The 25,033-nt window shown below is 60.5% G+C and carries 22 protein-coding genes; 15 read left to right on the top strand and 7 right to left on the bottom strand.

Annotated features, from left to right (window positions below; translation table 11 throughout):
• Nucleotides 1-100: 100 nt before the first annotated feature.
• The 7 genes from HNR03_RS07060 to HNR03_RS07030 form a co-directional block, all read right to left on the bottom strand.
• Complete coding sequence (locus tag HNR03_RS07060) at nucleotides 101-1,525, bottom strand: gamma-aminobutyraldehyde dehydrogenase (protein WP_259151785.1); 1,425 nt, start codon at nucleotides 1,523-1,525, stop codon at nucleotides 101-103.
• A 165-nt stretch (nucleotides 1,526-1,690) separates the two neighbouring features.
• Nucleotides 1,691-2,533 carry an ABC transporter permease gene (locus tag HNR03_RS07055; protein WP_259151784.1) on the bottom strand — a complete coding sequence of 281 codons (843 nt, stop codon included), beginning with the start codon at nucleotides 2,531-2,533 and terminating at the stop codon, nucleotides 1,691-1,693.
• Entirely contained in the window at nucleotides 2,523-3,470 is a 948-nt protein-coding gene (locus tag HNR03_RS07050) for an ABC transporter permease (protein ID WP_222589927.1), read from the bottom strand. The genes HNR03_RS07055 and HNR03_RS07050 overlap by 11 nt, the downstream gene beginning before the upstream one ends.
• A gap of 1 nt (nucleotide 3,471) precedes the next feature.
• The gene (locus HNR03_RS07045) at nucleotides 3,472-4,509 is read right to left on the bottom strand and encodes an ABC transporter ATP-binding protein (RefSeq protein WP_090187970.1); all 1,038 of its coding nucleotides are present in this window, start codon (nucleotides 4,507-4,509) and stop codon (nucleotides 3,472-3,474) included.
• Between the two features lie 105 nt (nucleotides 4,510-4,614).
• Nucleotides 4,615-5,766, bottom strand: a complete 1,152-nt coding sequence (gene ydcS, locus HNR03_RS07040; protein ID WP_259151783.1) for a putative ABC transporter substrate-binding protein YdcS — start codon at nucleotides 5,764-5,766, stop codon at nucleotides 4,615-4,617.
• Nucleotides 5,767-5,848: 82 nt separating this feature from the next.
• A complete protein-coding gene (locus HNR03_RS07035) occupies nucleotides 5,849-7,336 on the bottom strand; it encodes a gamma-aminobutyraldehyde dehydrogenase (protein WP_259151782.1) in 1,488 nt (495 codons plus the stop codon).
• A 100-nt stretch (nucleotides 7,337-7,436) separates the two neighbouring features.
• Nucleotides 7,437-8,351, bottom strand: coding sequence for a LysR family transcriptional regulator (locus tag HNR03_RS07030; protein ID WP_090187962.1), 915 nt, complete (start codon nucleotides 8,349-8,351; stop codon nucleotides 7,437-7,439).
• 176 nt (nucleotides 8,352-8,527) lie between these two features.
• Here HNR03_RS07030 and HNR03_RS07025 point away from each other — a divergent pair, with 176 nt between their 5' ends.
• From HNR03_RS07025 to HNR03_RS06955, 15 genes are all read left to right on the top strand, one after another.
• Entirely contained in the window at nucleotides 8,528-9,250 is a 723-nt protein-coding gene (locus HNR03_RS07025) for a tellurite resistance TerB family protein (RefSeq protein ID WP_259151781.1), read from the top strand.
• 136 nt (nucleotides 9,251-9,386) lie between these two features.
• Nucleotides 9,387-11,009, top strand: a complete 1,623-nt coding sequence (locus HNR03_RS07020; protein ID WP_259151780.1) for a methyl-accepting chemotaxis protein — start codon at nucleotides 9,387-9,389, stop codon at nucleotides 11,007-11,009.
• On the top strand, nucleotides 11,009-11,545 hold the full coding sequence (locus HNR03_RS07015) for a chemotaxis protein CheW (RefSeq protein ID WP_259151778.1): 537 nt from the start codon (nucleotides 11,009-11,011) through the stop codon (nucleotides 11,543-11,545). The genes HNR03_RS07020 and HNR03_RS07015 overlap by 1 nt, the downstream gene beginning before the upstream one ends.
• On the top strand, nucleotides 11,542-12,804 hold the full coding sequence (locus HNR03_RS07010) for a CheR family methyltransferase (RefSeq protein ID WP_259151777.1): 1,263 nt from the start codon (nucleotides 11,542-11,544) through the stop codon (nucleotides 12,802-12,804). Before HNR03_RS07015 ends, HNR03_RS07010 begins: the two co-directional genes overlap by 4 nt.
• Entirely contained in the window at nucleotides 12,801-13,490 is a 690-nt protein-coding gene (locus tag HNR03_RS07005) for a chemotaxis protein CheW (protein ID WP_259151776.1), read from the top strand. The genes HNR03_RS07010 and HNR03_RS07005 overlap by 4 nt, the downstream gene beginning before the upstream one ends.
• Complete coding sequence (locus HNR03_RS07000) at nucleotides 13,487-15,778, top strand: hybrid sensor histidine kinase/response regulator (protein WP_259151775.1); 2,292 nt, start codon at nucleotides 13,487-13,489, stop codon at nucleotides 15,776-15,778. Before HNR03_RS07005 ends, HNR03_RS07000 begins: the two co-directional genes overlap by 4 nt.
• Nucleotides 15,775-16,785, top strand: a complete 1,011-nt coding sequence (locus HNR03_RS06995; RefSeq protein WP_259151774.1) for a chemotaxis response regulator protein-glutamate methylesterase — start codon at nucleotides 15,775-15,777, stop codon at nucleotides 16,783-16,785. Before HNR03_RS07000 ends, HNR03_RS06995 begins: the two co-directional genes overlap by 4 nt.
• Before the next feature lie 48 nt (nucleotides 16,786-16,833).
• The gene (locus tag HNR03_RS06990) at nucleotides 16,834-17,835 is read left to right on the top strand and encodes a diguanylate cyclase domain-containing protein (protein WP_222589937.1); all 1,002 of its coding nucleotides are present in this window, start codon (nucleotides 16,834-16,836) and stop codon (nucleotides 17,833-17,835) included.
• A gap of 132 nt (nucleotides 17,836-17,967) precedes the next feature.
• A protein-coding gene (gene prfB / locus HNR03_RS06985) for a peptide chain release factor 2 (protein ID WP_095920368.1) occupies nucleotides 17,968-19,063 on the top strand; the annotation gives its coding sequence in 2 pieces (ribosomal slippage) (nucleotides 17,968-18,039 and nucleotides 18,041-19,063; 1,095 coding nt in all).
• A gap of 71 nt (nucleotides 19,064-19,134) precedes the next feature.
• Complete coding sequence (gene lysS / locus HNR03_RS06980; protein WP_222589938.1) at nucleotides 19,135-20,637, top strand: lysine--tRNA ligase; 1,503 nt, start codon at nucleotides 19,135-19,137, stop codon at nucleotides 20,635-20,637.
• Nucleotides 20,638-20,739: 102 nt separating this feature from the next.
• Complete coding sequence (locus HNR03_RS06975) at nucleotides 20,740-21,456, top strand: TetR/AcrR family transcriptional regulator (RefSeq protein ID WP_222589939.1); 717 nt, start codon at nucleotides 20,740-20,742, stop codon at nucleotides 21,454-21,456.
• A gap of 148 nt (nucleotides 21,457-21,604) precedes the next feature.
• Nucleotides 21,605-22,165 carry a hypothetical protein gene (locus tag HNR03_RS06970; RefSeq protein ID WP_259151773.1) on the top strand — a complete coding sequence of 187 codons (561 nt, stop codon included), beginning with the start codon at nucleotides 21,605-21,607 and terminating at the stop codon, nucleotides 22,163-22,165.
• Nucleotides 22,166-22,201: 36 nt separating this feature from the next.
• A complete protein-coding gene (locus HNR03_RS06965) occupies nucleotides 22,202-23,479 on the top strand; it encodes a flavohemoglobin expression-modulating QEGLA motif protein (RefSeq protein ID WP_259151772.1) in 1,278 nt (425 codons plus the stop codon).
• A 146-nt stretch (nucleotides 23,480-23,625) separates the two neighbouring features.
• Nucleotides 23,626-24,540 (top strand): alpha/beta hydrolase, encoded by a 915-nt coding sequence (locus tag HNR03_RS06960; RefSeq protein WP_259151771.1) that lies wholly within the window; start codon nucleotides 23,626-23,628, stop codon nucleotides 24,538-24,540.
• On the top strand, nucleotides 24,537-24,866 hold the full coding sequence (locus HNR03_RS06955) for a hypothetical protein (RefSeq protein WP_259151770.1): 330 nt from the start codon (nucleotides 24,537-24,539) through the stop codon (nucleotides 24,864-24,866). Before HNR03_RS06960 ends, HNR03_RS06955 begins: the two co-directional genes overlap by 4 nt.
• Nucleotides 24,867-25,033 lie beyond the last annotated feature (167 nt).

The following is a 25,033-nucleotide window of genomic DNA, read 5'->3' as shown; positions in this document are numbered from 1 at the left end:
TTGAAACCGAAGTGACACCTTCGCGAGCAAGCCCGCTCCCACATGGAATGCATTTCAAATGTGGGAGCGGGCTTGCTCCGGGCGGCGTTCCGACGAAGCTTTAGTGTTTGAACATCACATGCCGAACGACGGTGTAGTCCTCCAGCCCGTACATCGACATGTCCTTCCCGTAACCGGACAGTTTCTGACCGCCATGGGGCATTTCACTGACCAGCATGAAGTGCGTATTCACCCAGGTGCAGCCGTACTGCAAGCGTGCCGAAAGGCGATGTGCGCGGCCGACATCCGAGGTCCAGACCGACGACGCCAAGCCGTAGTCCGAATCGTTGGCCCAACCCAATACCTGCGCTTCATCGGTGAATTTGGTCACCGAAACCACGGGTCCGAATACTTCGCGGCGTACGATCTCGTCGTCCTGCTGCGCGTCGGCCAACACCGTTGGTTCGAAGAAAAAACCATTGCCGTCGACAGCCTTGCCGCCAGTGATCAAGCGGATGTGCGGCTGAGCCACGGCGCGCTCGACGAAGCCGGCCACGCGGTCGCGATGTTGCGCAGTGATCAGCGGACCCAATTCGGTCGACGGATCATCCTGCAAACCGTACTTGATGCTGCTGACGGCCTCGCCAAGCTTCTCGACGAACTTGTCGTAGATGCCTTTCTGCGCGTAGATGCGGCAGGCGGCGGTGCAGTCCTGGCCGGCGTTGTAGAAGCCGAAGGTGCGAATGCCTTCCACGGCGGCGTCGATGTCGGCGTCGTCGAAGATGATCACCGGAGCCTTGCCGCCCAGTTCCATGTGCATGCGTTTGACGCTGTCGGCGGTGCTGGAAATGATGTTCGAACCCGTGGCAATCGAACCGGTGAGCGAGACCATGCGCACCTTCGGATGGGTGACCAGTGGGCTACCGACGGTAGGACCACGACCAAACACCAGGTTAAGCACGCCGGCCGGGAAAATTTCCGACGCCAGTTCGGCCAGGCGCAACGCGGTCAGCGGGGTTTGTTCCGACGGCTTGAGCACCACGGTATTACCGGCGGCCAAGGCTGGGGCGATTTTCCACGCGACCATCATCAGCGGGTAGTTCCACGGCGCAATCGAGGCGATCACGCCGACCGGGTCGCGGCGGATCATCGAGGTGTGGCCCGGCAGGTATTCGCCGCCTGCCGAACCGCTCATGCAGCGACTGGCCCCGGCGAAGAAACGGAACACGTCGGCGATCGCCGGGATCTCGTCATTGAGCGCTGCGCTGTAAGGCTTGCCGCAGTTGTCCGATTCCAGTTTGGCCAGCTCTTCACCGTGGGCTTCGATGGCGTCGGCGAGTTTGAGCAGCAGCAGCGAGCGCTCTTTCGGGGTGGTTTGCGACCAACTTTCGAAGGCGCTGTCGGCGGCGCGCACGGCGGCATCGACCTGGGCTTCGCTGGCTTCGTTGACTTCCACCAACACACGGCCCAGCGCCGGGTTGAATACGGGTTGGGCGGGGCCGTCGCCGTCGATCAGTTGGCCGTTGATCAAGAGTTTGGTTTGCATTGTCTTGTCCTCTTCAAAACTATTGTTGTTCTTCTGTGGAAACCAGGCCCTGTGGGAGCGGGCTTGCCCGCGATAGCGGTTTTACAGTCGACACATGTGTCGAATGTCAGTCAGTCATCGCGGGCAAGCCCGCTCCCACAGGGATAATTGTTGTCTGTGAGTTGTTTACTTCCCGCCACTGCCCGCCACGCTTTCACCGCCACGGGTCAGGTAATAGGCGCCGAGAATCGGCAGCATGGTCACCATCATCACCAGCATCGCGACGACGTTGGTCACCGGCACGTCCCTTGGGCGGCTGAGCTGGTTGAGCAGCCACAGCGGCAGGGTGCGTTCATGGCCGGCAGTGAAGGTAGTGACGATGATTTCGTCGAACGACAGCGCAAACGCGAGCATGCCCCCGGCCAGCAGCGCCGAGCCGAGGTTCGGCAGGACGATGTAGCGAAAGGTCTGCCAGCCATCGGCACCGAGGTCCATCGATGCTTCGATCAGGCTGTGGGACGTGCGGCGCAAGCGGGCGATGACGTTGTTGTAGACGATCACCACGCAGAAGGTCGCGTGACCAACGATGATGGTGAACATCCCGGGCTCGATGCCCAGTGTCTTGAAGGTCGCCAGCAACGCGATCCCGGTGATGATCCCGGGCAACGCAATCGGCAGGATCAGCATCAGCGAAATGCCTTGCTTGCCGAAGAAATCACGTCGGTACAACGCCGCTGACGCCAGCGTGCCGAGGACCAGCGCAATCATGGTGGCGACGGCCGCAATCTGCAGTGACAACTTGATCGCTTCCAGTACGTCCGGCCGCGCGAACGCCACGCCGATCCACTTCAGGGTGAAACCCTTGGGCGGAAAGCTGAAGGCCGCGTCTTCGGTGTTGAAGGCGTACATGAAGATGATCAGGATCGGAAAGTGCAGAAACACCAACCCGCCCCATGCTGCGATCCGCAAGCCCAGTGAAGCTTGATCTCCCTGCTTTTCAGGCTTTTGTTTTTTCACATCAGAGCGCATCGAAGGCCCCCAGTCGTTTGACGATGGTCAGGTAGATGGCGATCAACACGATCGGCACCAACGTGAAGGCCGCGGCCATCGGCATGTTGCCGATCGCGCCTTGCTGGGCATACACCATGCTGCCGACGAAGTAGCCCGGCGGGCCCACCAGTTGCGGCACGATGAAGTCGCCCAGGGTCAAGGAAAAGGTAAAGATGGAACCGGCGGCAATGCCCGGAATCGACAACGGCAGAATCACCTGCATGAAGGTCTGGCGCGGTTTCGCGCCTAGGTCGGCCGAGGCTTGCAGCAGCGACGGCGGCAAGCGTTCCAGCGACGCCTGGATTGGCAGGATCATGAACGGCAGCCAGATGTAGACGAACACCATGAAGCGGCCCAGGTGCGAGGTCGACAAGGTGCTGCCGCCCACGCCCGGAATACCCAGCACGAACTGCAACACCGGCTCCAGGCCGAGGTGTTGAACGAACCACTGCGCCACGCCACCCTTGGCCAGCAGCAAGGTCCAGGCGTACGCCTTGACGATGTAACTGGCCCACATCGGCATCATGACCGCGATGTAGAAAAACGCTTTGGTTTTGCCCGTGGTGTAACGCGCCATGTAATAGGCGATCGGGAACGCGACGATGGCGCTGGCGATGGAAACGACAATGGCCATGCTCAAGGTGCGCAGAATGATGTCGAAGTTTGACGGCTGGAACAGTGCGGTGAAATTCGCCAGGGTCAGTTCTGGCGAGACCGTCATGGTGAAGTCATCGAAGGTATAGAAACCCTGCCACAGCAGCACCAAAAGCGAACCGAGGTAGATCGCGCCGAACCATAGCAGCGGCGGCACCAGCAGCAGCGACAGGTAAAAGTTCGGCCGGCGATACAGCAGGTTGGAAAACCTGCGCAACGGCGAGCCGCTGGCCGGGGTTTGAGGGATAGCCACGCTGGTCATCTCACACCCCGCCGACAACGGTGTCGTGCAGTGGGATCATCGCTTCGCGCGCCCAGCGAGCATTGATGCGCTGCCCGGTCTGGTGCTGGGCGCTGACGTCCAGCCACTGCACGTTGGCCTGACTGATATTGAGGGTCTGGCCGTTTTCCAGCTTCAGTTCATAGCGCGTGGCGCTGCCTTGGTACTGAATGTCATGCAGCACGCCGCTGACTTCAATCTCATGACTGGCCAGCGGACCTTCGGCGAAACGCACGTGTTCCGGGCGAATCGAAAACGGCTGTGGATTGCCGCTCAGTTGCTTCGCCAGATCACCGCGAATCACGTTGGAGGTGCCGACGAATTCAGCGACGAAGGTGGTCGCCGGTTTCATGTACAGGTTGCGCGGTGTGTCGACCTGTTCAATGCGGCCCTTGTTGAACACGGCCACGCGGTCTGACATCGACAGCGCTTCGGTCTGGTCGTGGGTGACGAAGATAAAGGTGATGCCCAGTTGGCGTTGCAGCTTTTTCAGTTCGCTCTGCATTTGTTCGCGCAGCTTCAAATCGAGCGCGCCCAATGGCTCGTCGAGCAGCAGCACTCGGGGGCGATTGACCAGGGCGCGGGCCAGTGCCACACGCTGGCGCTGACCGCCGGACAGTTGCACCGGTTTGCGCTCGCCGTAGCCGCCGAGGGCAACCATGTCGAGGGCTTCTTCGGCGCGTTTCTGGCGTTCGGCTTTGCCAACGCCTTTGACTTTCAAACCGTAGGCGACGTTGTCGAGCACGTTCATGTGCGGGAACAGGGCGTAATCCTGAAACACCGTGTTGACGTCACGCTCATACGGCGGCAATCCAGCGGCCTCTTCGCCGTGGATTCGGATGGAGCCTGCGCTCGGTTGTTCAAACCCGGCGATCAGGCGCAAGCAGGTTGTTTTACCGGACCCGGAAGGGCCCAGCATGGAAAAAAACTCGCCGTCCTGGATGTCGATGGAAACCCGGTCTACGGCTTTCACTTCGCCGAATAGACGGGAAACGTTGGTGAACTGGACTGCAAGTGTCATGTTGCGGAACTCCGAAAATCTGAATCTTTAAAAGCATCGCGAGCAGTCTCGCTCCCACATTGGAATGCGTTTACATCTGGGAGTGAGCCTGCTCGCGATGAGGGCTTAGCGGCCGCCCATGATCGCGATGTAGTCTTGGGTCCAGCGGCTGTATGGCACGAACTTGCCGCCTTCGGCCTGTGGGGTTTTCCAGAAGGCGATCTTCTCGAACTGGTCGAAACCGTTGGTTTTGCAGCCTTCGGCACCGAGCAATTCGCTGCCGGTGCATGCCGCCGGTACCGCAGGCAATGAGCCGAACCACGCCGCCACGTCACCCTGGACTTTCGGGGTCAACGACCAGTCCATCCACTTGTAAGCGCAATTCGGGTGCTTGGCCTCGGCGTGCAACATCGTGGTGTCCGCCCAACCGGTGGCGCCTTCTTTTGGAATGGTCGAAGCAATCGGCTGCTTCTCGTTCATCAGGCCATTGACCTGATACGGCCAGGCACCGGAGGCAACCACGCCTTCGTTTTTGAAGTCGCTCATCTGCACGGTGGTGTCATGCCAGTAGCGGTGGATCAGCGGCTGCTGGGCGCGCAGCAGATCGAGCACCGCTTTGTACTGCGCTTCCGTCAGTTCATACGGGTTCTGGATACCCAATTCCGGCTTGGCGGTTTTCAGGTACAGCGCGGCGTCGGCGATGTAGATCGGGCCGTCATAGGCCTGCACGCGTCCCTTGTTCGGCTTGCCATCCGGCAGGTTCTGCGCGTTGAACACCACGCCCCAGCTGGTGGGCGCGGTCTTGAACACGTTGGTGTTGTACATCAACACGTTCGGGCCCCACTGGTAAGGGGTGCCATAGGTCTGCTTATTAACCACGTACCAAGGCGCATCTTTCAGACGCGGATCGATGTTTTTCCAGTTCGGAATCAACGCCGTATTGATCGGCTGCACACGCTTGCCGACGATCAACCGCAACGAGGCGTCCCCCGAGGCGGTCACCAGGTCGTAACCACCCTTGGCCATCAGGCTGACCATCTCATCGGAAGTCGCCGCGGTTTTCACATTGACCTTGCAGCCGGTTTCTTTCTCGAAACCGGTCACCCAGTCGTAAGCCTTGTCGCTTTCGCCACGTTCGATGTAGCCGGGCCATGCCACGATATCCAGCTGACCTTCGCCGGCACCGACCGCTTTCAGCGGTTCGGCGGCCTGCAGACTGGCGCTGGCCAGCAGCGCGGTGGTGATTGCACTGAACAGTGCGGTCTTGTGCACGAACATGGGATTTCCCTCTTCTTTAATTATGGTCGGGGCAGTTGTGAACGTGGTGAAGCATGCCGTTAGCGGCTTGTTATTAGCGTAGTCAGAGATGCTGTCCGTGGCGCGCCATGATGTGCCGCACCACGCTGTAGTCCTGGAGCGAATCGCTGGATAAGTCTTTGCCGTAGCCCGAACGTTTCAGGCCGCCGTGGGGCATTTCGCTGACCAGCATGAAATGGCTGTTGATCCAGGTGCAGCCGTACTGCAAGCGAGCCGCGACCTGCATCGCCTTGTCCAGGTTCTGGGTCCAGATGGAGGAGGCGAGGCCGTATTCGGAGTCGTTGGCCCAGTCCACTGCTTGTTCGAGTTCGTCGAAACGGGTCACGGTGACCACCGGCCCGAACACTTCGCGCTGGACGATTTCATCGCTCTGCTTGCAACCGGCCAGCAAGGTGGGCTGATAAAAGAACCCGGCACCGGAATGCACCGCCGCGCCGGTCACCCGTTCAATGTGTGGCTGGCCTAGGGCGCGTTCGACAAAACTGGCCACACGGTCGCGCTGGCGGGTGCTGATCAGCGGGCCGATCTCATTGTCGGCATCGCGTTTGCCGGCAAAGCGCAGGCTGCTGACCGCCGCGCCGAGTTCGGCCACCAGGCGGTCGTGAATCCCGGCTTGTGCATAAATCCGGCACGCGGCAGTGCAATCCTGGCCGGCGTTGTAATAGCCGTAAGTGCGCACGCCTTCGACCACTGCCTGAATGTCCGCATCGTTGCAGACGATCACCGGCGCTTTGCCGCCGAGCTCAAGGTGGGTGCGTTTAAGGGTTTTCGCAGCGGCCTGGAGGATTTTCTGCCCGGTAACGATATCGCCGGTCAAGGAGACCATGCGCACTTTGGGATGACTGACCAAATGGCTGCCGACGCCTTCACCGCCGCCGCAGACAATGTTGATCACCCCGCGCGGCAGGATTTCGGCCAGCGCGGGCGCCAGGGCCAGAATCGACAGTGGCGTGTGTTCCGAAGGTTTGAACACCAGCGTGTTGCCAGCGGCGAGGGCCGGGGCGATTTTCCACGCGGCCATCATGATCGGGTAGTTCCATGGCGCAATCGATGCGACCACACCAATCGGATCGCGACGGACCATGCTGGTGTAGCCCGGCAGATACTCGCCACTGAGCTGGCCGGTCTGGCAGCGTACGGCTCCGGCGAAGAAGCGGAACACGTCGACCGTCGCGCTCAAATCATCCTGACGGGCCAGGTGCAACGGCTTGCCACAGTTCAGGGATTCGAGGCGGGCAAGGAGGTCGGCTTGTTTTTCGATGGCGTTGGCGATGTCCAGCAACAGGTTCGAACGTTGTTGCGGCGTGGTCCGCGACCAACCGGCGAAGGCGCGGTGAGCGGCGTGAATCGCGGCTTCGACTTGCTCGGTGCTGGCTTCGGCAATGTGCGTCAGCACTTCACCGGTGGCCGGGTTGAGGATCGGCTCGACAAAACCCTGGCCTGCGACCAATTCGCCATCGATCAACAACGCGGTGAACAACGGGGTCTGCGCGCCAGCCATTTTTCGGGTTCTCTTTTCTTGTGTGGCCATGCTGCTCCCTGTGACTGGGGCGCGGCCGTCTTATAGATGTATCAAGACTAGTGCGCGGGCCCGAGGTCGACAAATTCTAAATACTGAAGGTGGCGTTCGATTAAATAGATGGCTTACGCCCGCCGTGAGGCTGCTCGCGAGCGACCGTCAGGAACGGGTCCACCAACGCCGGTCGCGCGGTGCCGCGACGCCAGGCCAGACCGACGTCGAGGGTCTGGCTCAGGTCGGCAATCGGCCGCGCTTCGATGATGTCGCCCTCCAGCGACCAAGGGCGGTAGGTCATGTCGGGCTGGATCGACACACCCAGACCGGCTGCCACCAGACTTCGCACGGCCTCCGTCGAGGCGGTTCTCAGGGTGATGCGTGGCTGCAGCGAGGCGGCGGACCACATGCGTTGGGCATTGCGGTCCATTTCATCGACGTTCAGCTGAATCAGCGGCTCGCGGGCCACATCGGCGAGATTGATGCTGTCGTGTTCCAGCAATGGATGCTGGGCCGGCAGCCATAGCCGATGAGGTGAGTGGGTGAGCACTTCAGTCTGCAAAGCGTGGCGGTCTTCGAGGTTGGAGAGGATCAACACACCAACATCGATCTCACCGCTGACCAGCAAATGCTCGATGTATGGCCGCTCGTCTTCCATCACGCGGATCTCGACGTTGGGGTAGGCGCGCTGGAAGCGGGTGAGCAGATCGGCGAGGTAATAACCTGCCACCAGGCTGGTTACGCCGATGATCAATTGGCCGGCGACCTGATCGGTGCTCTGTTGCAGGCTGCGTTTGGCGTTGTCCACGGTGGCCAGAATCAGGTGTGCCTGGCGCAGGAACTGATGGCCCTGGTGGGTCAGGCTCATGCCTTTGGCGTGTCGGTTGAACAGGCTGACGCCGATCTCCTCTTCCAGTTGCTGGATCGCCAGGGTCAAGGTCGACTGGGAAATGAATGCGGTTTGCGCAGCGGCAGAGATCGAGCCGGTCTCGGCCACAGCGATGAAATGGCGGATTTGACGCAGGGTCATCATGGGCAATACCCGGTGGGCGGTTTTTATAGATTTAATCGAGTGTATATCTTTTTAATCGATAGCCAGTTTTGACAAGGCAACATCCAGAAGCACTCTCGCCGGGAGAGGCGGGGCACTTTCGATCTAGGCTGGTGGCCTCAAGTGTCCGGTTAACCCGTTTCGTGGAGGCGGCAAAAATGAATACGCGTGGATTGCTCGATCAGCTCCTCAAGTCCGGCCAGGACCTGTTGCAGAACAAGGCCGGCGGCGCACAGAACAAGGTGTCCAGCGGTGGCCTGGGCGGATTGCTCGGTGGCAACGGTGGTTCGGGCGGCCTCGGCAGCTTGCTCTCGGGCGCGGGCGGTGGGGCGCTGGCGGCCGGCGCCATGGGGCTTCTGCTGGGTAACAAGAAGGTCCGCAAAGTTGGCGGCAAAGTCGCCATTTACGGCGGCCTCGCGGCCTTGGGCGTGATTGCCTACAAGGCGTATGGCAACTGGCAGGCCCAGCAGGGCACAGCCCCTCAAACCGAACCGCAAACGCTTGATCGGTTGCCGGCGGCACAAGTCGAACTGCACAGTCAGGCAATTCTCAAAGCGTTAGTGGCCGCCGCCAAAGCCGATGGCCATGTCGATGACCGCGAACGTGCGTTGATCGAAGGCGAATTCACCAAACTCGACAGCGATCAGCAATTACAGCAGTGGCTGCATGCCGAACTCGGCAAGCCACTCGACCCGGCCGAAGTCGCCCGCGCTGCCAGCACGCCGGAAATGGCCGCCGAAATGTACATCGCCAGTGTGATGCTGGTGGATGAAGAGAGCTTCATGGAGAAGTCCTACCTCGATGAGCTGGCGCGGCAGCTGAAGCTGGAGCCGGGGTTGAAGGTTGAACTGGAGAAGCAGGTACGTCAGGCGTTGACTTGAACCCTGTGGGTGCAACGGCTGGCACAGGGGTACTGAACGGGGTTTCGTCAGATTGAACAGTGGCATGACACCTGTCTTATAAACGCAACACCCTCGGCTATACTGCGCAGCATTTGAATTGTTCCGAGGACTGACTGTGAAGAACTGGACGTTGCGCCAACGCATCTTGGCGAGCTTTGCGGTAATCATCGCCATCATGCTGTTGATGGTCGTCGTCTCGTATTCCCGGTTGCTGAAGATCGAGACCAGCGAAGCCAGTGTTCGTGAGGACGCGCTGCCCGGGGTGTATTACAGCGCCATGATTCGTGGTGCCTGGGTCGACAGTTTCATCCAGACCCAGGAAATGCTTGGTTTCAGGGAAGGGCAGGGCATCAGCACTCAAGATGCCGCAGACTTCAAAACCTTTGAGGCGCGTCTGCACGAGCAGATGAGTAACTATCGCGGCACCATCACCACGGATGAAGACAAGGTCGAGTACGCCGAATTTGAAAAGCTCTATGACAATTACAACAAGGTCCTGGCCGCGGTGCTCGACTTGCGCAAGCGTAATCAGGACGCTGACGCCATTAAGATGTTCAACGAGCAATTGACCCCGGCCTGGACCGCAGGTCGCATGAAACTCAATGACATCATTCGGGAAAACAAAGTGGTGGCCGACCAGGACATCGCCAACATCGATGCCGCCGTCGTCACCGCGAAAGTCATCATGGGCATTTCCCTGTTGGTCGCGGTTCTGGCGGCGGGCTTCTGCGGGTTGTTGTTGATGCGCGCAATCATGGCGCCGATGAACCGGATCGTGGAGATCCTTGAAATCATGCGCACCGGCGACCTCAGTGGCCGCCTCAACCTGGAACGCAAAGACGAATTCGGTGCGGTGGAAACCGGCTTCAACGACATGATGACCGAGCTCACCTCGCTCGTGTCCCAGGCCCAGCGCTCGTCGGTGCAAGTCACCACCTCGGTGACGGAAATCGCCGCCACCTCCAAACAACAGCAAGCCACCGCCACGGAAACCGCCGCCACCACCACTGAAATCGGTGCGACGTCCCGTGAAATCGCGGCCACTTCCCGTGACCTGGTGCGCACCATGACCGAAGTCTCCACCGCCGCCGATCAGGCCTCGGTGGCGGCCGGTTCCGGGCAGCAAGGGCTGGCGCGTATGGAAGAGACCATGCACGCGGTGATGGGGGCGGCGGATCTGGTCAACGCCAAACTGGCGATCCTCAATGAGAAGGCCGGCAACATCAATCAGGTGGTCGTGACCATCGTCAAGGTCGCTGACCAGACCAATCTGCTGTCCCTGAACGCCGCCATCGAAGCCGAGAAGGCCGGCGAATACGGGCGCGGGTTTGCCGTGGTCGCCACTGAAGTACGGCGACTGGCGGACCAGACCGCCGTCGCCACGTACGACATCGAACAGATGGTGCGTGAGATTCAATCGGCGGTGTCGGCCGGGGTCATGGGCATGGACAAGTTCTCCGAGGAAGTGCGGCGCGGCATGTCCGAAGTGCAGCAGGTCGGCGAGCAGCTGTCGCAGATCATCCATCAGGTCCAGGCGCTGGCGCCGCGGGTGTTGATGGTCAACGAAGGCATGCAGGCGCAGGCCACCGGCGCGGAACAGATCAACCATGCGCTGGTGCAGTTGGGCGATGCCAGCAGCCAGACCGTCGAGTCCCTGCGTCAGGCCAGTTTCGCGATCGATGAGTTGAGCCAGGTCGCCATTGGGCTGCGTGGCGGCGTTTCGCGATTCAAAGTCTGATGAGCGAACTGGCGCTCAAGCGTGGCGCGGTGATGCCCGCGAAGCAGGTGTTGTTCCTGGTGTTTCGCATCGCCAGCGAGCGTTTTGCCTTGCAGGCGATCGAGGTGGCTGAAGTGTTGCCGCGCCTGCCATTGAAACCGATTGCCAAAGCGCCCGCCTGGGTCGCAGGGGTCTTTGCCTATCGCGGCGCAGTGGTGCCAGTGATCGACCTCAGTGCGCTGACGTTCGGCCAACCGGCGCAGCCCCGTACCAGCACGCGTTTGGTGCTGGTGCACTATCGGCCGGACGATGTGACGCCTTCGACCTTGCTCGGGCTGATCCTGGAGCAGGCGACCGATACCTTGCGCTGCAACCCGGCGGACTTTAAGCCCTACGGCCTGGACAATCGCCAGGCACCTTATCTGGGGCCGGTGCGTGAAGACGCGCAGGGTTTGATGCAGTGGGTGCGGGTGGCCGATTTGCTTGATGAACAGGTGCGCGCGCTATTGTTTCCCTCGCCACCGATGGACCTGGCGTTGCTTGAGGGGCGGCCATGAGCAGCGACCAGCGCTTTTTCGACTTCCTCAAAGAACGAATTGGCCTGGACGTGACGTCGGTGGGCCCGGCGATCATCGAGCGCGCGGTGCGCCAGCGCTGCACCGCGTCCCAGGCGCTGACGGCCGACGATTACTGGCACACGCTGCAAGGTTCGCAAGACGAGCAGCAGGCGTTGATCGAGGCCGTGATCGTCCCCGAGACCTGGTTTTTCCGTTACCCGGAATCCTTCGCCACCTTGGCGAAACTCGCGATCAAGCGGTTGGCCGAGATCAATCACATGCGCGCGCTGCGGATTCTCAGCCTGCCGTGTTCCACCGGCGAAGAACCGTATTCGATCGCCATGGCCTTGCTCGATGCCGGGCTAAAGCCGCATCAGTTCAAAGTCGAAGGCATGGACGTCAGTCCGCTGTCGGTGGAAAAAGCCAAGCGCGCGCTGTACGGTAAAAATTCATTTCGTGGTCATGACCTCGCGTTTCGCGAGCGGCATTTCACCGTGGAAAGCGACGGTTATCGCCTCAGCGAGCGAGTGCTGGAACAGGTGCGTCTGCAAGTCGGCAACCTGCTCGATCCGGCGTTGCTGACCAGCGAGCCGCCTTATGATTTTGTGTTTTGCCGAAACCTGCTGATCTATTTCGACCAGCCGACCCAGCAGCAAGTCTTTGAAGTCCTCAAGCGCCTGACCCATGTCGACGGCGTGCTGTTTATCGGACCGGCCGAAGGCAGTTTGCTGGGGCGTTTTGGCATGCGCTCGATTGGCATTGCGCAGTCGTTTGCCTTCAGTCGCCAAAACACGCCGGTGCGGGAGTCGCTGCCTGTTTTCGTTCCGACGCCATTGCCGGTGCGCCAACCCGTACGCAGCGTGACACCCGCGCCGGTGCGCAATCGTCCGTTCACCACCCTCACACCGCCGACCGTCACCCCGAAAGCCTCGGACGCTGCCGCGTTGCTGGCGAACATCGCCGCCCTGGCCAACGAAGGTAAAAGTGCCGAAGCACGTGATGCCTGTGAACGCTATCTGGATCAACATGAACCCGTGGCCCAGGTGTTTTACTGGCTGGGGCTGCTCAGCGATGTCGCCGGTAATGTCCTGCAGGCCCAAGGGTTTTATCGCAAAGCGTTGTACCTCGAACCGCAACATCCCGACGCGTTGATGCACCTGGCTGCCTTGCTGCAGTCATTGGGCGACACGGCGGGTGCCCGACGATTGCAGGACCGCGCCGCCAGAAACGGACGCGCCGACAGTGAGCGTAAACGATGAGCGCCTCCGACACCTTGAGCCTCACCCATGAAGATGCCCAGGCCATCGACGACTGCTGGAACCGCATCGGTATCCACGGTGACAAGTCCTGCCCGCTGCTGATCGAACACATTCACTGCCGTAATTGTGCGGTGTATTCCGCCGCGGCCACCCGCTTGCTGGATCGCTACGCCTTGCAGCAGGACGACCGCGAGCAGGTCCGGGCAGTGGTCGAAACCGACGTGAAAACCCGCTCGCTGTTGATGTTTCGTCTCGGCGAAGAATGGCTGGGCCTGACCACGCGCACGCTGGTGGAAGTCGCGCCGCTGCAAGCGATTCACTCCTTGCCGCACCAGCGCTCCCGAGCGTTGCTCGGCGTGGCGAACGTGCGCGGCGCGTTGGTCGCGTGCTTGTCGCTGGTGGAGTTGCTGGGGCTCGACGGCACCGGCATCGTCAACGTGGCGTCCGGCACGCGGGTGATGCCGAGGATGCTGATCATTGCCGCTCACGGCGGGCCCGTTGTGGTGCCGGTGGATGAAGTGGACGGGATTCACGCCATCGACGAGCGCATCCTTGATGCCGCGTCGGAGTCCGGCACCCAGGCCAGCGGCAAATACACGCGAGGCGTGTTGCCATTCAAGGGGCGCAGCCTGCGATGGCTGGATGAAGAACAGCTGTTGTCCGCCGTGACCCGGAGCCTCGCATGACCCCCGAGCAAATGCGTGATTCCTCTTTGCTGGAATTGTTCAGCCTCGAAGCTGAGGCCCAGACCCAGGTGTTGAGCGCGGGCCTGCTGGCGCTTGAACGCGATCCGACCCAGGCCGCTCACCTGGAATCGTGCATGCGCGCCGCCCACTCGCTCAAAGGCGCGGCACGGATTGTCGGCGTCGATGCCGGGGTCAGCGTCTCCCATGTGATGGAGGATTGTCTGGTCAGTGCGCAGGAAGGGCGCCTGTACCTGCGTCCCGAGCACATTGACGCCTTGCTGCAAGGCACCGATTTACTAATGCGGATTGCGACGCCGGCCCAGGCGCCCACCCCGGCGGAAATCGACGTGTACGTGACGCTGATGGCGGCATTGCTGGATCCGCTGGCGCTGGCTGCGCCCATGAGCACGCCAATCGCACCGTTCATGGCCGCGCCTGAGCCGCAAGCGGCCGCCGTCGAGGTGTTCGTTCCGGTCGTCGAGCCTGCATCGGTTGCCCCCGTCGATCCGCCGCGCAAGAACAGACGTACCACTGACAATGGCGAGCGCGTGCTGCGGGTCACCGCGGAACGGTTGAACAGCCTGCTCGACCTGTCGAGCAAATCCCTGGTCGAAACCCAGCGTCTCAAGCCGCACCTGGCCACGATGCAGCGCCTCAAACGCCTGCAGAACAACGGCCTGCGCGCCCTGGAAAGCCTGAATGTCCACCTCAAGGAGCATTCCTTGAGCCTCCAGGCCCAGGAAGCCTTGGATGATGCCCGTCGACTGCTGGCCGAGTCCCAGCAACTGCTGGTGGAAAAAAACGCCGAGCTGGATGAATTCGCCTGGCAGGCCAGTCAGCGTGCGCAGGTGCTGTACGACACCGCGCTGGCCTGTCGCATGCGGCCATTCGCTGACGTATTGGGCGGACAAGCGCGCATGGTCCGCGACCTCGGTCGCAGTCTTGGCAAGCAGGTACGACTGGAGATCGAGGGCGAGAAAACCCAGGTCGACCGTGATGTGCTGGAAAAACTTGAAGCGCCGCTGACGCATCTGCTGCGCAACGCCGTCGACCACGGCATCGAATCTCCCGAGCAACGCTTGCTGGCCGGTAAGCCGCCAGAAGGTTTGATTCGTCTGCGCGCCTCCCATCAAGCCGGTCTGTTGGTGCTGGAATTGAGCGACGACGGTCACGGCGTCGATCTGGAGAAGGTCCGGCGCAGCATCATCGAGCGTCAGCTATCTCCCGCTGAAACTGCCGCGCAATTGAGCGAGGAAGAGCTGCTGACGTTCCTCTTCCTGCCGGGTTTCAGCCTGCGCGACACGGTCACCGAAGTGTCCGGGCGCGGCGTTGGCCTGGACGCGGTTCAGCACATGGTCCGTCAGTTGCGCGGCGCAGTGGTCCTAGAACAGACCGCGGGCGAGGGCAGCCGTTTTCACCTTGAAGTGCCGTTGACGTTGTCGGTGGTGCGCAGTCTGGTGGTGGAGGTCGGCGACGAGGCCTACGCATTTCCGCTGGCGCACATCGAACGCATGTGCGACCTGGAGCCTTCGGACATTGTTCAGATCGAGGGGCGCCAGCATTTTTGGCATGACGGTCGGCACGTTGGGCTGGTCGCGGCCAGTCAACTGCTGCAGCGCCCGGCGAACCAAAACAGTCAGCAGACCGTCAAAGTGGTGGTGATTCGCGAGCGCGATGCGATTTACGGTGTGGCGGTCGAACGGTTCATTGGCGAGCGGACATTGGTTGTACTGCCGCTGGATGAGCGTCTGGGCAAGGTTCAGGATATTTCCGCCGGCGCCTTGCTGGATGACGGGTCGGTGGTGCTGATCGTCGATGTCGAGGACATGTTGCGTTCGGTGGACAAACTGCTCAACACCGGGCGTCTGGAGCGTATTGCCCGCCACGGCAGTCAAGCTGTCGAAGCGGCACGCAAACGGATCCTGGTGGTCGACGATTCGCTGACCGTTCGCGAATTGCAGCGCAAGCTGTTGCTCAATCGTGGATACGACGTGGCCGTTGCGGTCGACGGTATGGATGGCTGGAACGCCTTGCGTTCGGAGGATTTCGATCTGCTGATCACCGACATTGACATGCCACGCATGGACGGCATCGAACTGGTGTCTTTGTTGCGCCGGGATAACCGTCTGCAATCTCTGCCGGTGATGGTGGTGTCCTATAAGGACCGAGAAGAAGACCGGCGTCGTGGTCTGGACGCCGGAGCTGACTATTATCTAGCCAAAGCCAGTTTTCATGATGACGCCCTGCTTGATGCGGTGGTTGAGCTCATCGGAGGAGCGCGGGCATGAAAATAGCCATCGTCAACGACATGCCCATGGCCGTAGAGGCCCTGCGCCGGGCCTTGGCGTTTGAACCGGCGCACGAGGTGGTGTGGGTCGCCAGCAACGGGGCGGAAGCGGTGCAGCGTTGCGCCGAGAATACCCCCGACCTGATTCTGATGGACCTGATCATGCCGGTCATGGACGGCGTCGAGGCCACACGGCAAATCATGGCGCAGACCCCGTGCGCCATCGTCATCGTCACGGTCGACCGCCAGCAGAACGTGCACCGGGTGTTCGAGGCCATGGGCCATGGCGCGCTGGACGTGGTCGACACCCCGGCCCTCGGCGCCGGCAATGCGCAAGAGGCGGCGGCGCCGTTGTTGCGCAAGATCATGAACATTGGCTGGCTGATTGGTGACAAGGGCAATCGGGAGCGATCGGCTCCTAGCCCGTTGCGCAGTTCCGCCTCCCGCCAGCGCCTGATTGCCATCGGCTCGTCCGCTGGCGGGCCGGCGGCGCTGGAAGTGTTGCTCAAGGGCTTGCCGCGCGATTTTCCGGCGGCGATTGTCCTGGTCCAACACGTCGACCAGGTTTTTGCCGCCGGCATGGCCGAGTGGCTCGCCCGTTCCAGCGGCCTGAACGTCCGCCTGGCCCAGGAAGGTGAGCCGCCGCAGGCCGGCACCGTACTGCTGGCCGGCACCAACCACCATATCCGCTTGTTGAAAAACGGCACGCTGGCCTACACCGCCGAGCCGGTCAACGAGATCTATCGCCCCTCGATCGATGTGTTTTTCGAGAGTGTGGCCAATTACTGGAACGGTGACGCCGTAGGCGTTTTGCTCACCGGAATGGGGCGCGACGGCGCACAAGGGCTTAAACTCATGCGCCAACAGGGTTACCTGACAATCGCTCAGGACCAGAACAGCAGTGCGGTGTACGGGATGCCGAAGGCGGCAGCGGCCATCGAGGCGGCGATGGAAATTCGCCCACTGGAAAAGATAGCGCCCCGATTGCTGGAGGTTTTCTCGAAATGACGGCTTTTCACAGCAATCCTGGCCCAAGTAGTAATCAGGTGACTGCACATGACTGACTTACAGCTCGACGACTTCAAAACCGACGAAAACGCCGCCATGGTGCTGTTGGTAGACGACCAGGCGATGATCGGTGAGGCGGTGCGCCGAGGGTTGTCGAGCGAGGACAATATCGACTTCCACTTCTGCGCCGACCCGCATCAAGCCATCTCGCAGGCGGTCCGCATCAAGCCGACGGTGATTCTGCAGGACCTGGTAATGCCCGGCCTCGACGGCCTGAGCCTGGTGCGCGAATACCGCAATCACCCGGCGACCAAGGACATTCCGATCATTGTCCTGTCGACCAAGGAAGACCCGCTGATCAAAAGCGCGGCGTTTGCCGCCGGGGCCAATGATTACCTGGTCAAGCTGCCGGACAACATCGAGCTGGTGGCGCGTATCCGCTACCACTCGCGTTCCTACATGATGCTGTTGCAGCGCGACGCGGCTTACCGCGCCCTGCGGGTCAGCCAGCAGCAGTTGCTCGACACCAATCTGGTGTTGCAGCGGTTGATGAACTCCGACGGCTTGACTGGACTGTCGAACCGCCGGCACTTCGATGAATACCTGGAACTGGAATGGCGCCGTTCGTTGCGCGACCAGACGCAACTGTCGTTACTGATGATCGACGTTGACTATTTCAAATCCTACAACGATAGCTTTGGCCACCTGGAAGGCGACGAAGCCTTGCGCAAAGTCGCCACGGCGATCCGCGATGCCAGTGCGCGACCTTCGGACCTGCCGGCGCGTTATGGGGGTGAAGAGTTCGCCCTGGTGCTGCCCAATACCACGCCGGGCGGTGCACGACTGGTGGCGGAAAAACTGCGCCTGACCGTGGCCGGGCTGAAGATTCCACACATTGCCCCCACCGAAGGCTCAAGCCTGACTATCAGCATCGGCCTGTCGACCATGATCCCGCAGCCGGGCAGCGATTGCCGGCAACTGATTTCGGCGGCGGACAAGGGGCTGTATCGGGCCAAGAACAATGGGCGTAATCAGGTGGGGATCGAATAAGGATCGACTTGGTTCGAATTGTGGGAGCGGTACAAACCATTCGCCCCTAAAGCCGCCAGGCGGGCTGCTGTTACAGCCTGATTACGTTATACTCGCCGGCTTTCAAAAGTTCGCCAACGAGTGCTGCCCGCCATGGAAATCAACCCGATCCTTAACAGTATCAAGGACCTGTCCGAGCGCTCCGAAACTATTCGGGGGTATCTTTGACTACGATCAAAAGCATGAGCGTCTGACTGAAGTCAATCGCGAGCTTGAAGATCCGTCTGTCTGGAACAACCCGTCGTACGCTCAGGAACTGGGTCGCGAGCGATCGCTGCTGGCCCAGATCGTCGAAACCCTCGACGAAATGCATTCAGGCCTGGCCGACGCCAAAGACCTGCTGCTGATGTCCGCCGAAGAAGAAGACCAGGCCGCCGTCGATGACGTCGCTGCCGAAGTCGAGCGCCTGCGCGAGTCGCTGGAAAAACTCGAATTCCGTCGCATGTTCAGCGGTGAAATGGACGCCAACAACGCCTACCTGGACATCCAGGCCGGCTCCGGCGGCACCGAGGCCCAGGACTGGGCCAACATCCTGCTGCGCATGTACCTGCGCTGGGCCGACAAACGCGGTTTCGACGCCACCATCATGGAGCTGTCGGCCGGTGAAGTCGCCGGGATCAAGGGCGCCACGGTGCACATCAAGGGCGAATACGCCTTTGGCTGGTTGCGCACCGAGATCGGCGTGCACCGTCTGGTGCGCAAGAGCCCGTTCGACTCCGGCAACCGCCGCCACACCTCGTTCTCGGCTGTGTTCGTGTCGCCGGAAATCGATGACAACATCGAAATCGACATCAACCCGTCGGACCTGCGCATCGACACCTACCGCTCCTCCGGTGCCGGTGGTCAGCACGTAAACACCACCGACTCGGCCGTACGGATTACCCACGTACCGACCAACACCGTGGTCAGCTGCCAGAACGAACGCTCCCAGCACGCCAACAAAGACACCGCGATGAAAATGTTGCGGGCGCGCTTGTACGAGCAGGAAGTGCAGAAACGCAATGCCGCCTCCCAGGCCCTGGAAGACACCAAGTCGGACATCGGCTGGGGTCACCAGATTCGCTCTTACGTGCTCGATGCGTCGCGAATCAAGGATTTGCGCACTAACATCGAACGCAGTGACTGCGACAAGGTGCTCGACGGCGATATCGACGAATACCTGGTGGCGAGCCTCAAACAAGGGCTGTAAACCGTCAGTCAAGACCCTAAGTCCCCCACCATCGGTGGGGGCAACGAACCTGTGATGGAATTTTTAAAGACATGAGCGACCTAGAACTCGACCCGCAAGCCCTGCAACAGGAAGAAAACTCCCTGATCGCCCTGCGCAAGGAAAAGCTTGCTGCCGAGCGCGCCAAGGGCAATGCCTTCCCCAACGACTTCCGCCGCGACAACTACTGCCAAGACTTGCAGAAACAGTACGCGGACAAGACCAAGGAAGAGCTGGCAGAGGCTGCGATCCCGGTCAAGGTTGCCGGTCGCATCATGCTCAACCGTGGCTCGTTCATGGTGATCCAGGACATGACCGGTCGCATCCAGGTCTACGTCAACCGTAAAACCCTGTCCGAAGAAACCCTGGCCGCGGTAAAAACCTGGGACATGGGCGACATCATTGCAGCCGTTGGCACCCTGGCCCGTTCCGGCAAGGGCGACCTGTACGTTGAAATGACCGAGGTGCGCCTGCTGACCAAGTCGCTGCGCCCGCTGCCGGACAAGCACCACGGCCTGACCGACACCGAACAACGCTACCGTCAGCGCTACGTTGACCTGATCGTCAACGAAGACGTGCGCCAGACGTTCCGCGTGCGTTCGCAAGTGATTGCGCACATCCGCAGCTTCCTGATGAAGCGCGACTTCCTCGAAGTCGAAACGCCGATGCTGCAAACCATTCCTGGCGGCGCTGCGGCCAAGCCATTCGAAACTCACCACAACGCGCTGGACATGGAAATGTTCCTGCGGATCGCGCCTGAGCTTTACCTCAAGCGTCTGGTTGTCGGCGGCTTCGAGAAAGTATTCGAGATCAACCGCAACTTCCGTAACGAAGGTGTCTCGACGCGTCACAACCCTGAATTCACCATGTTGGAGTTCTACCAGGCTTACGCCGACTACGAAGACAACATGGACCTGACCGAAGAACTGTTCCGCGAGTTGGCGCAGCTGGTTCTGGGCAGCACCGACGTGCCTTACGGCGACAAGGTGTTCCATTTCGGCGAACCGTTCGTGCGTCTGTCGGTGTTCGACTCGATCCTCAAGTACAACCCCGAGCTGACCGCTGACGACCTGACCGACATCGAGAAGGCTCGCGCCATCGCCAAGAAGGCCGGCGCCAAGGTGCTGGGCTTCGAAGGTCTGGGCAAGTTGCAGGTGATGATTTTCGAAGAGCTGGTCGAGCACAAGCTGGAACAGCCGCACTTCATTACCCAGTACCCGTTCGAAGTTTCGCCGCTGGCCCGTCGTAACGACGAAAACCCAAGCGTCACCGACCGTTTCGAGCTGTTCATCGGCGGCCGTGAAATCGCCAACGCCTATTCCGAGTTGAACGACGCGGAAGACCAGGCCGAGCGCTTCATGGCGCAGGTGGCGGACAAGGACGCGGGCGACGACGAAGCCATGCACTACGACGCCGACTTCGTTCGCGCGCTGGAGTACGGCATGCCGCCAACGGCGGGTGAAGGCATCGGCATCGATCGCCTGGTGATGTTGTTGACCAACTCACCGTCGATCCGCGACGTGATCCTGTTCCCGCACATGCGGCCGCAAGCGTAAACGTTTCATTTAAAAAGCCGCCTAAAACAGGCGGCTTTTTATTGCCTGTCTGGTACAAACGTATCAAATGGTTACTTTTGAAATAAGTGAGGAATACCTGTCGTGAACCGTGCAATGGCTCAAGAGGGTGCAGCGGATGTCGCCACTGCAGTCGCTGAAAGTGTTCAGTACCAAGGCCGCAAGGCCAGCCGACAGGGCAGCGAGCAGCGTCGACAGGAGATTCTCGATGCGGCAATGCGCATTGTCGTGCGCGATGGCGTGCGGGCTGTGCGTCACCGCGCAGTGGCGGCCGAGGCCAATGTGCCGTTGTCGGCCACCACTTACTACTTCAAGGATATCGATGACTTGCTCACCGATACCTTCGCGCAATACGTGGAACGCAGCGCCGCGTTCATGGCCAAGCTGTGGGTGAACAATGAAGGCCTGCTGCGTGAGATGGTGGTCAGCGGCGACGGCAGCCCCGAGTCCCGCTCGCAATTGGCGGACGACATCGCACGGTTGATGGCGGACTATGTTCACCGGCAACTGATCAACCGACGCGAACACTTGATGGCCGAACAGGCCTTCCGCCAGGAAGCGCTGCTGAACCCGCGCCTGGCGCTGTTGGTGCGCTCGCATCAGCAAATTCTGTTGCAGGGAACGTGTCAGCTTTTCGAAGTATTGGGATCCCGTGAGCCACAACAGGATGCCAAAGTGTTGACGGCCATTATCGGACGGATGGAATATCAGGGCCTGCTCAACGACGCCGAGCCTGTGGCCGAAGCCGAAATGCTCGGTATCCTCACCCGGTACATGCACTTGGTATTGGCATCGGTGTAGGCAACTGATCGTTCCCACGCTCTGCGTGGGAATGCATCCCGTGACGCTCCGCGTCACGTCCAAAGCGGACGCAGAGCGTCCATGGCGGCATTCCCACGCAGAGCGTGGGAACGATCGCAGGGCGATGTGTGTTCATAGGGAGTGTTGAATGAAAGCCTGGCGCGTCGTAGTGATCGCCTTGTCGTTCCTGCTGCTCAGTGGCTGTCTGGTGACCTTCAAGGAGCCTGCGCCCACGAGCGAACCCGCGCCCAAAGGTCTGCTCGGCAAATGGACCAGCACCAACGCCTGGGGCGAGCCGATGAATCTGGAATTGACGCGCCTGGGCGACAATCGCTATCAGGCGGTGAGCTATTTCAAGGCCAAACCCAGTGAGCGCGAAGCCTATCCCTTCACCGTGACTCGCCATGGCAGCCGCTGGTACCTGTCGGCGAAGGTCCCGGCGCAGTTCGGCGGTCATTTCACGATTGCGGGTTTCGAGCTCAACGATAAGCACGAACTGGTGGTCTATAACCTCGACCTCGAGCAGATCAACCAGGCCCTCGGACAAAAAGTCCTGAGTGGCGAAGGCTTCCAGACCGACGACGGCGACGGCGTATTGATCGACAACAGCATGGACCAGGTCTTTGCTTACCTCGATGATCCGGCCAATTCCGATGTGTTCGTCGAGGCCGTGCGCTATCAGCGCCTGGCCAAAGCTAAAGTTAAATAAAACCAGCACGTAACGGTTTTTCTACAGGAGTTTCGGGTGGACGATTACCAGCAGACGATACGCATTTTGTCCGATCGCATTGTGCTGGCGCAGACACCGATTCGTGTCCTCGATGCGGTGAAGTGGGATGACAGCATCCGCAAGGGTTTCCTCAAGGCCAAGGGCAAGGAAATGCCGGCCGTGGATCGCGACTATTACCTCAACCGGCCGCTGACGTTCGATTCCAGCAAAGTGAAACTGGAATTCCAGAACATCGAACGCGACATCACCCGCCAGCTCGGCCAGTTCAACCCGGTCGGCCAGATCATGCGTCGCATGTGCAAGGAATACCGGATGGTGGTGCGCATGCTCGAAGCGCGCGGCACCGAGGATTTCGGCCTGATCTCACAAGAGTTGTACGGCGCTGCGTCCGACGCGTTCCACGCCGGTGACCCGACGCTGTCCGACCTTGGCCTGATGCTCTCCGACTACCTGAACAACATTGATGGCCGTGGAGACCTGAAGGACGAGCCGAAAATCCTCACCGCCAAGGACGCCGTGCAATTACTGCAAACCCGGTTGAGCAAGGTGTTTGGCGAGGCCGAGGAAACCATTCGGGTGTTCGAGTCCGATGGCATTGTTGCCGACGCGGCGGCCGGCGCCGACTACATCAAGATCCGCACCGACGCGATGTTCAACGAGCGTGACGTGCGCGCCCTGGAGGTTCACGAAGGGCTGGTGCATGTCGGCACGACGCTCAACGGACTGAACCAGCCGATCTGCACGTTCCTGTCCAAGGGCCCGCCGTCGTCGACGGTGACCCAGGAAGGCCTAGCGATCCTGATGGAAATCATCACCTTCGCTTCCTACCCGAGCCGCCTGCGCAAACTGACCAACCGCACCCGCGCCATTCACATGGTGGAGGAGGGCGCGGACTTCCTGCAGGTCTTCGAATTCTTCCGCGAGCAAGGCTTCGAAATGCCCGAAAGCTACGGCAACGCCAGCCGGGTTTTCCGTGGTTCGGTGCCCAATGGGCTGCCATTTACCAAAGACTTGTCCTACCTCAAGGGCTTTATCATGGTTTACAACTACATTCAGTTGGCCGTGCGTAAAGGCAAGCTTGAGCAGATACCGTTGCTGTTTTGCGGCAAGACTACGCTGGAAGACATGCGCACCTTGCGTCAGTTGGTGGATGAAGGGCTGGTAGTGCCGCCCAAATACTTGCCTGAGCAGTTTCGCGATATGAACGCGCTGTCGGCCTGGATGTGCTTCTCCAACTTCCTCAACCACCTGAGCCTGGACCGGATCGAAGCGGATTACTCGAACATCCTGTAACGATCACGCGGTCAATGTGGGAGCGGGCTTGCTCGCGAAAGCGGTTTAACATTCAACATTTCAGTTGTCTGACACACTGCATTCGCGAGCAAGCCCGCTCCCACATTTGGTCCGTATTCCAACCACACTTCGCGAGGTTTCAACGGATGAGAATCCTCGGCATTGTCTGCCTTATTCTGACCTTGAGCGGTTGCAGCTCCTTGCTGTTCTACCCCGAACCCGGCCAGCTGTTCACTCCGGAAAAAGCCAAGCTCGACTACCGCGAAGTGACCCTGACCACGGCTGATGGCCTCAAGCTGAACGCCTGGTGGCTGCCGGCGAAAAAAGGTGTCGAGGTCAAGGGCACCGTGCTGCATCTGCACGGCAACGGCGGCAATCTGCCGATGCACCTCGGCGGGAGTTGGTGGTTGCCCAAACAAGGCTATCAAGTGCTGCTGGTGGACTATCGCGGCTACGGTTTGTCCGAAGGGAAGCCGAGCTTGCCGGCGATCTATCAGGACATCGATGCTGCGTTCAAATGGCTCGATCAGGCGCCGGAGGTCAAAGGCAAGCCGGTGATCCTGCTCGGCCAGAGCCTCGGTGGTTCGATGGCGGTGCACTATCTGGTCCAGCATCCCGAACGTCAGAAACAACTCAAGGCGCTGGTCCTGGACGGCGTTCCCGCCAGTTATCGCGATATCGGCCAGTTCGCCCTGAGCCACTCCTGGCTGACCTGGGCTTTCCAGGTGCCGTTATCCTGGCTGGTGCCGGACGGCGACAGCGCGATCAACTCGGCGGCGCAGCTCAACGGCGTGCCAAAACTGATCTACCACAGCATCGACGATCCAATCGTGCCCCTTTCAAACGGCATCCGTCTGTATCAAGCTGCGCCGCCGCCGCGAGTGCTGCAGCTGACCCGTGGCGGTCATGTGCAGACGTTCGCCGACCCGGTCTGGCGCAAAGTCATGCTGCGCTATCTTGACGACCCGCAGCATTTCAACGGCCTGCGCCGCCTGGGTGAAGTTCCCAATTACCCGGCCACCCCGAATTCAGAAGATGAACCACCAGAGAGTCCGCAATGAGTGAAGAACGTAACGCCATCCCGCTGATCATCACCGGCATCTGCAGCATCCTCGGCACCGTCGGGGCCTTGTGGTTCTACGGTTATTTGCACTTCGCCAAACCCGAAGACGCGTTGCTGCTCAGCGATTTCACCATGCTCAAGACCGTGCCCGGCGAAGACTACAAGGTCTCCCTGGAACCGGCGGCGCAAATGGCCCAGTGCATCGATGGCGTGCTGGTGATGTTTGATACCGAACAGAAAGGCCTGACCGGCGTACTGGTCAACAATCAGAAAAAAGCCGTGCGCTGCATGGGCCAGGAAAAGCCGCAGCAACTTGAGCAGTAACCAGTCTGACTGCAACAGCGATCAATGTGGGAGCGGGCTTGCTCGCGAAAGCGGTGGGTCAGTCGACATCATCATTGACTGACACACCGCTTTCGCGAGCAAGCCGCTCCCACAGGATTTGGTGATCACCAGACATAAAAAGCCCCGCCTGATCGACTCAGGCGGGG

Origin of the sequence: Pseudomonas sp. JAI111 (assembly GCF_024809425.1) — a bacterium.
Classification (GTDB): Bacteria; Pseudomonadota; Gammaproteobacteria; order Pseudomonadales; family Pseudomonadaceae; genus Aquipseudomonas.
This window is presented reverse-complemented; position numbering and strand designations above follow the sequence as displayed.

Bases quoted from the DNA above. Each gene is read 5' to 3' on its own strand.
- HNR03_RS07060 (WP_259151785.1), bottom strand. From the start codon at position 1,525: ATGCAAACCAAACTCTTGATCAACGGCCAACTGATCGACGGCGACGGC.
- HNR03_RS07055 (WP_259151784.1), bottom strand. From the start codon at position 2,533: ATGCGCTCTGATGTGAAAAAACAAAAGCCTGAAAAGCAGGGAGATCAA.
- HNR03_RS07050 (WP_222589927.1), bottom strand. From the start codon at position 3,470: ATGACCAGCGTGGCTATCCCTCAAACCCCGGCCAGCGGCTCGCCGTTG.
- HNR03_RS07045 (WP_090187970.1), bottom strand. From the start codon at position 4,509: ATGACACTTGCAGTCCAGTTCACCAACGTTTCCCGTCTATTCGGCGAA.
- ydcS (WP_259151783.1), bottom strand. From the start codon at position 5,766: ATGTTCGTGCACAAGACCGCACTGTTCAGTGCAATCACCACCGCGCTG.
- HNR03_RS07035 (WP_259151782.1), bottom strand. From the start codon at position 7,336: ATGGCCACACAAGAAAAGAGAACCCGAAAAATGGCTGGCGCGCAGACC.
- HNR03_RS07030 (WP_090187962.1), bottom strand. From the start codon at position 8,351: ATGATGACCCTGCGTCAAATCCGCCATTTCATCGCTGTGGCCGAGACC.
- HNR03_RS07025 (WP_259151781.1), top strand. From the start codon at position 8,528: ATGAATACGCGTGGATTGCTCGATCAGCTCCTCAAGTCCGGCCAGGAC.
- HNR03_RS07015 (WP_259151778.1), top strand. From the start codon at position 11,009: ATGAGCGAACTGGCGCTCAAGCGTGGCGCGGTGATGCCCGCGAAGCAG.
- HNR03_RS07010 (WP_259151777.1), top strand. From the start codon at position 11,542: ATGAGCAGCGACCAGCGCTTTTTCGACTTCCTCAAAGAACGAATTGGC.
- HNR03_RS07005 (WP_259151776.1), top strand. From the start codon at position 12,801: ATGAGCGCCTCCGACACCTTGAGCCTCACCCATGAAGATGCCCAGGCC.
- HNR03_RS07000 (WP_259151775.1), top strand. From the start codon at position 13,487: ATGACCCCCGAGCAAATGCGTGATTCCTCTTTGCTGGAATTGTTCAGC.
- HNR03_RS06995 (WP_259151774.1), top strand. From the start codon at position 15,775: ATGAAAATAGCCATCGTCAACGACATGCCCATGGCCGTAGAGGCCCTG.
- HNR03_RS06990 (WP_222589937.1), top strand. From the start codon at position 16,834: ATGACTGACTTACAGCTCGACGACTTCAAAACCGACGAAAACGCCGCC.
- lysS (WP_222589938.1), top strand. From the start codon at position 19,135: ATGAGCGACCTAGAACTCGACCCGCAAGCCCTGCAACAGGAAGAAAAC.
- HNR03_RS06970 (WP_259151773.1), top strand. From the start codon at position 21,605: ATGAAAGCCTGGCGCGTCGTAGTGATCGCCTTGTCGTTCCTGCTGCTC.
- HNR03_RS06960 (WP_259151771.1), top strand. From the start codon at position 23,626: ATGAGAATCCTCGGCATTGTCTGCCTTATTCTGACCTTGAGCGGTTGC.
- HNR03_RS06955 (WP_259151770.1), top strand. From the start codon at position 24,537: ATGAGTGAAGAACGTAACGCCATCCCGCTGATCATCACCGGCATCTGC.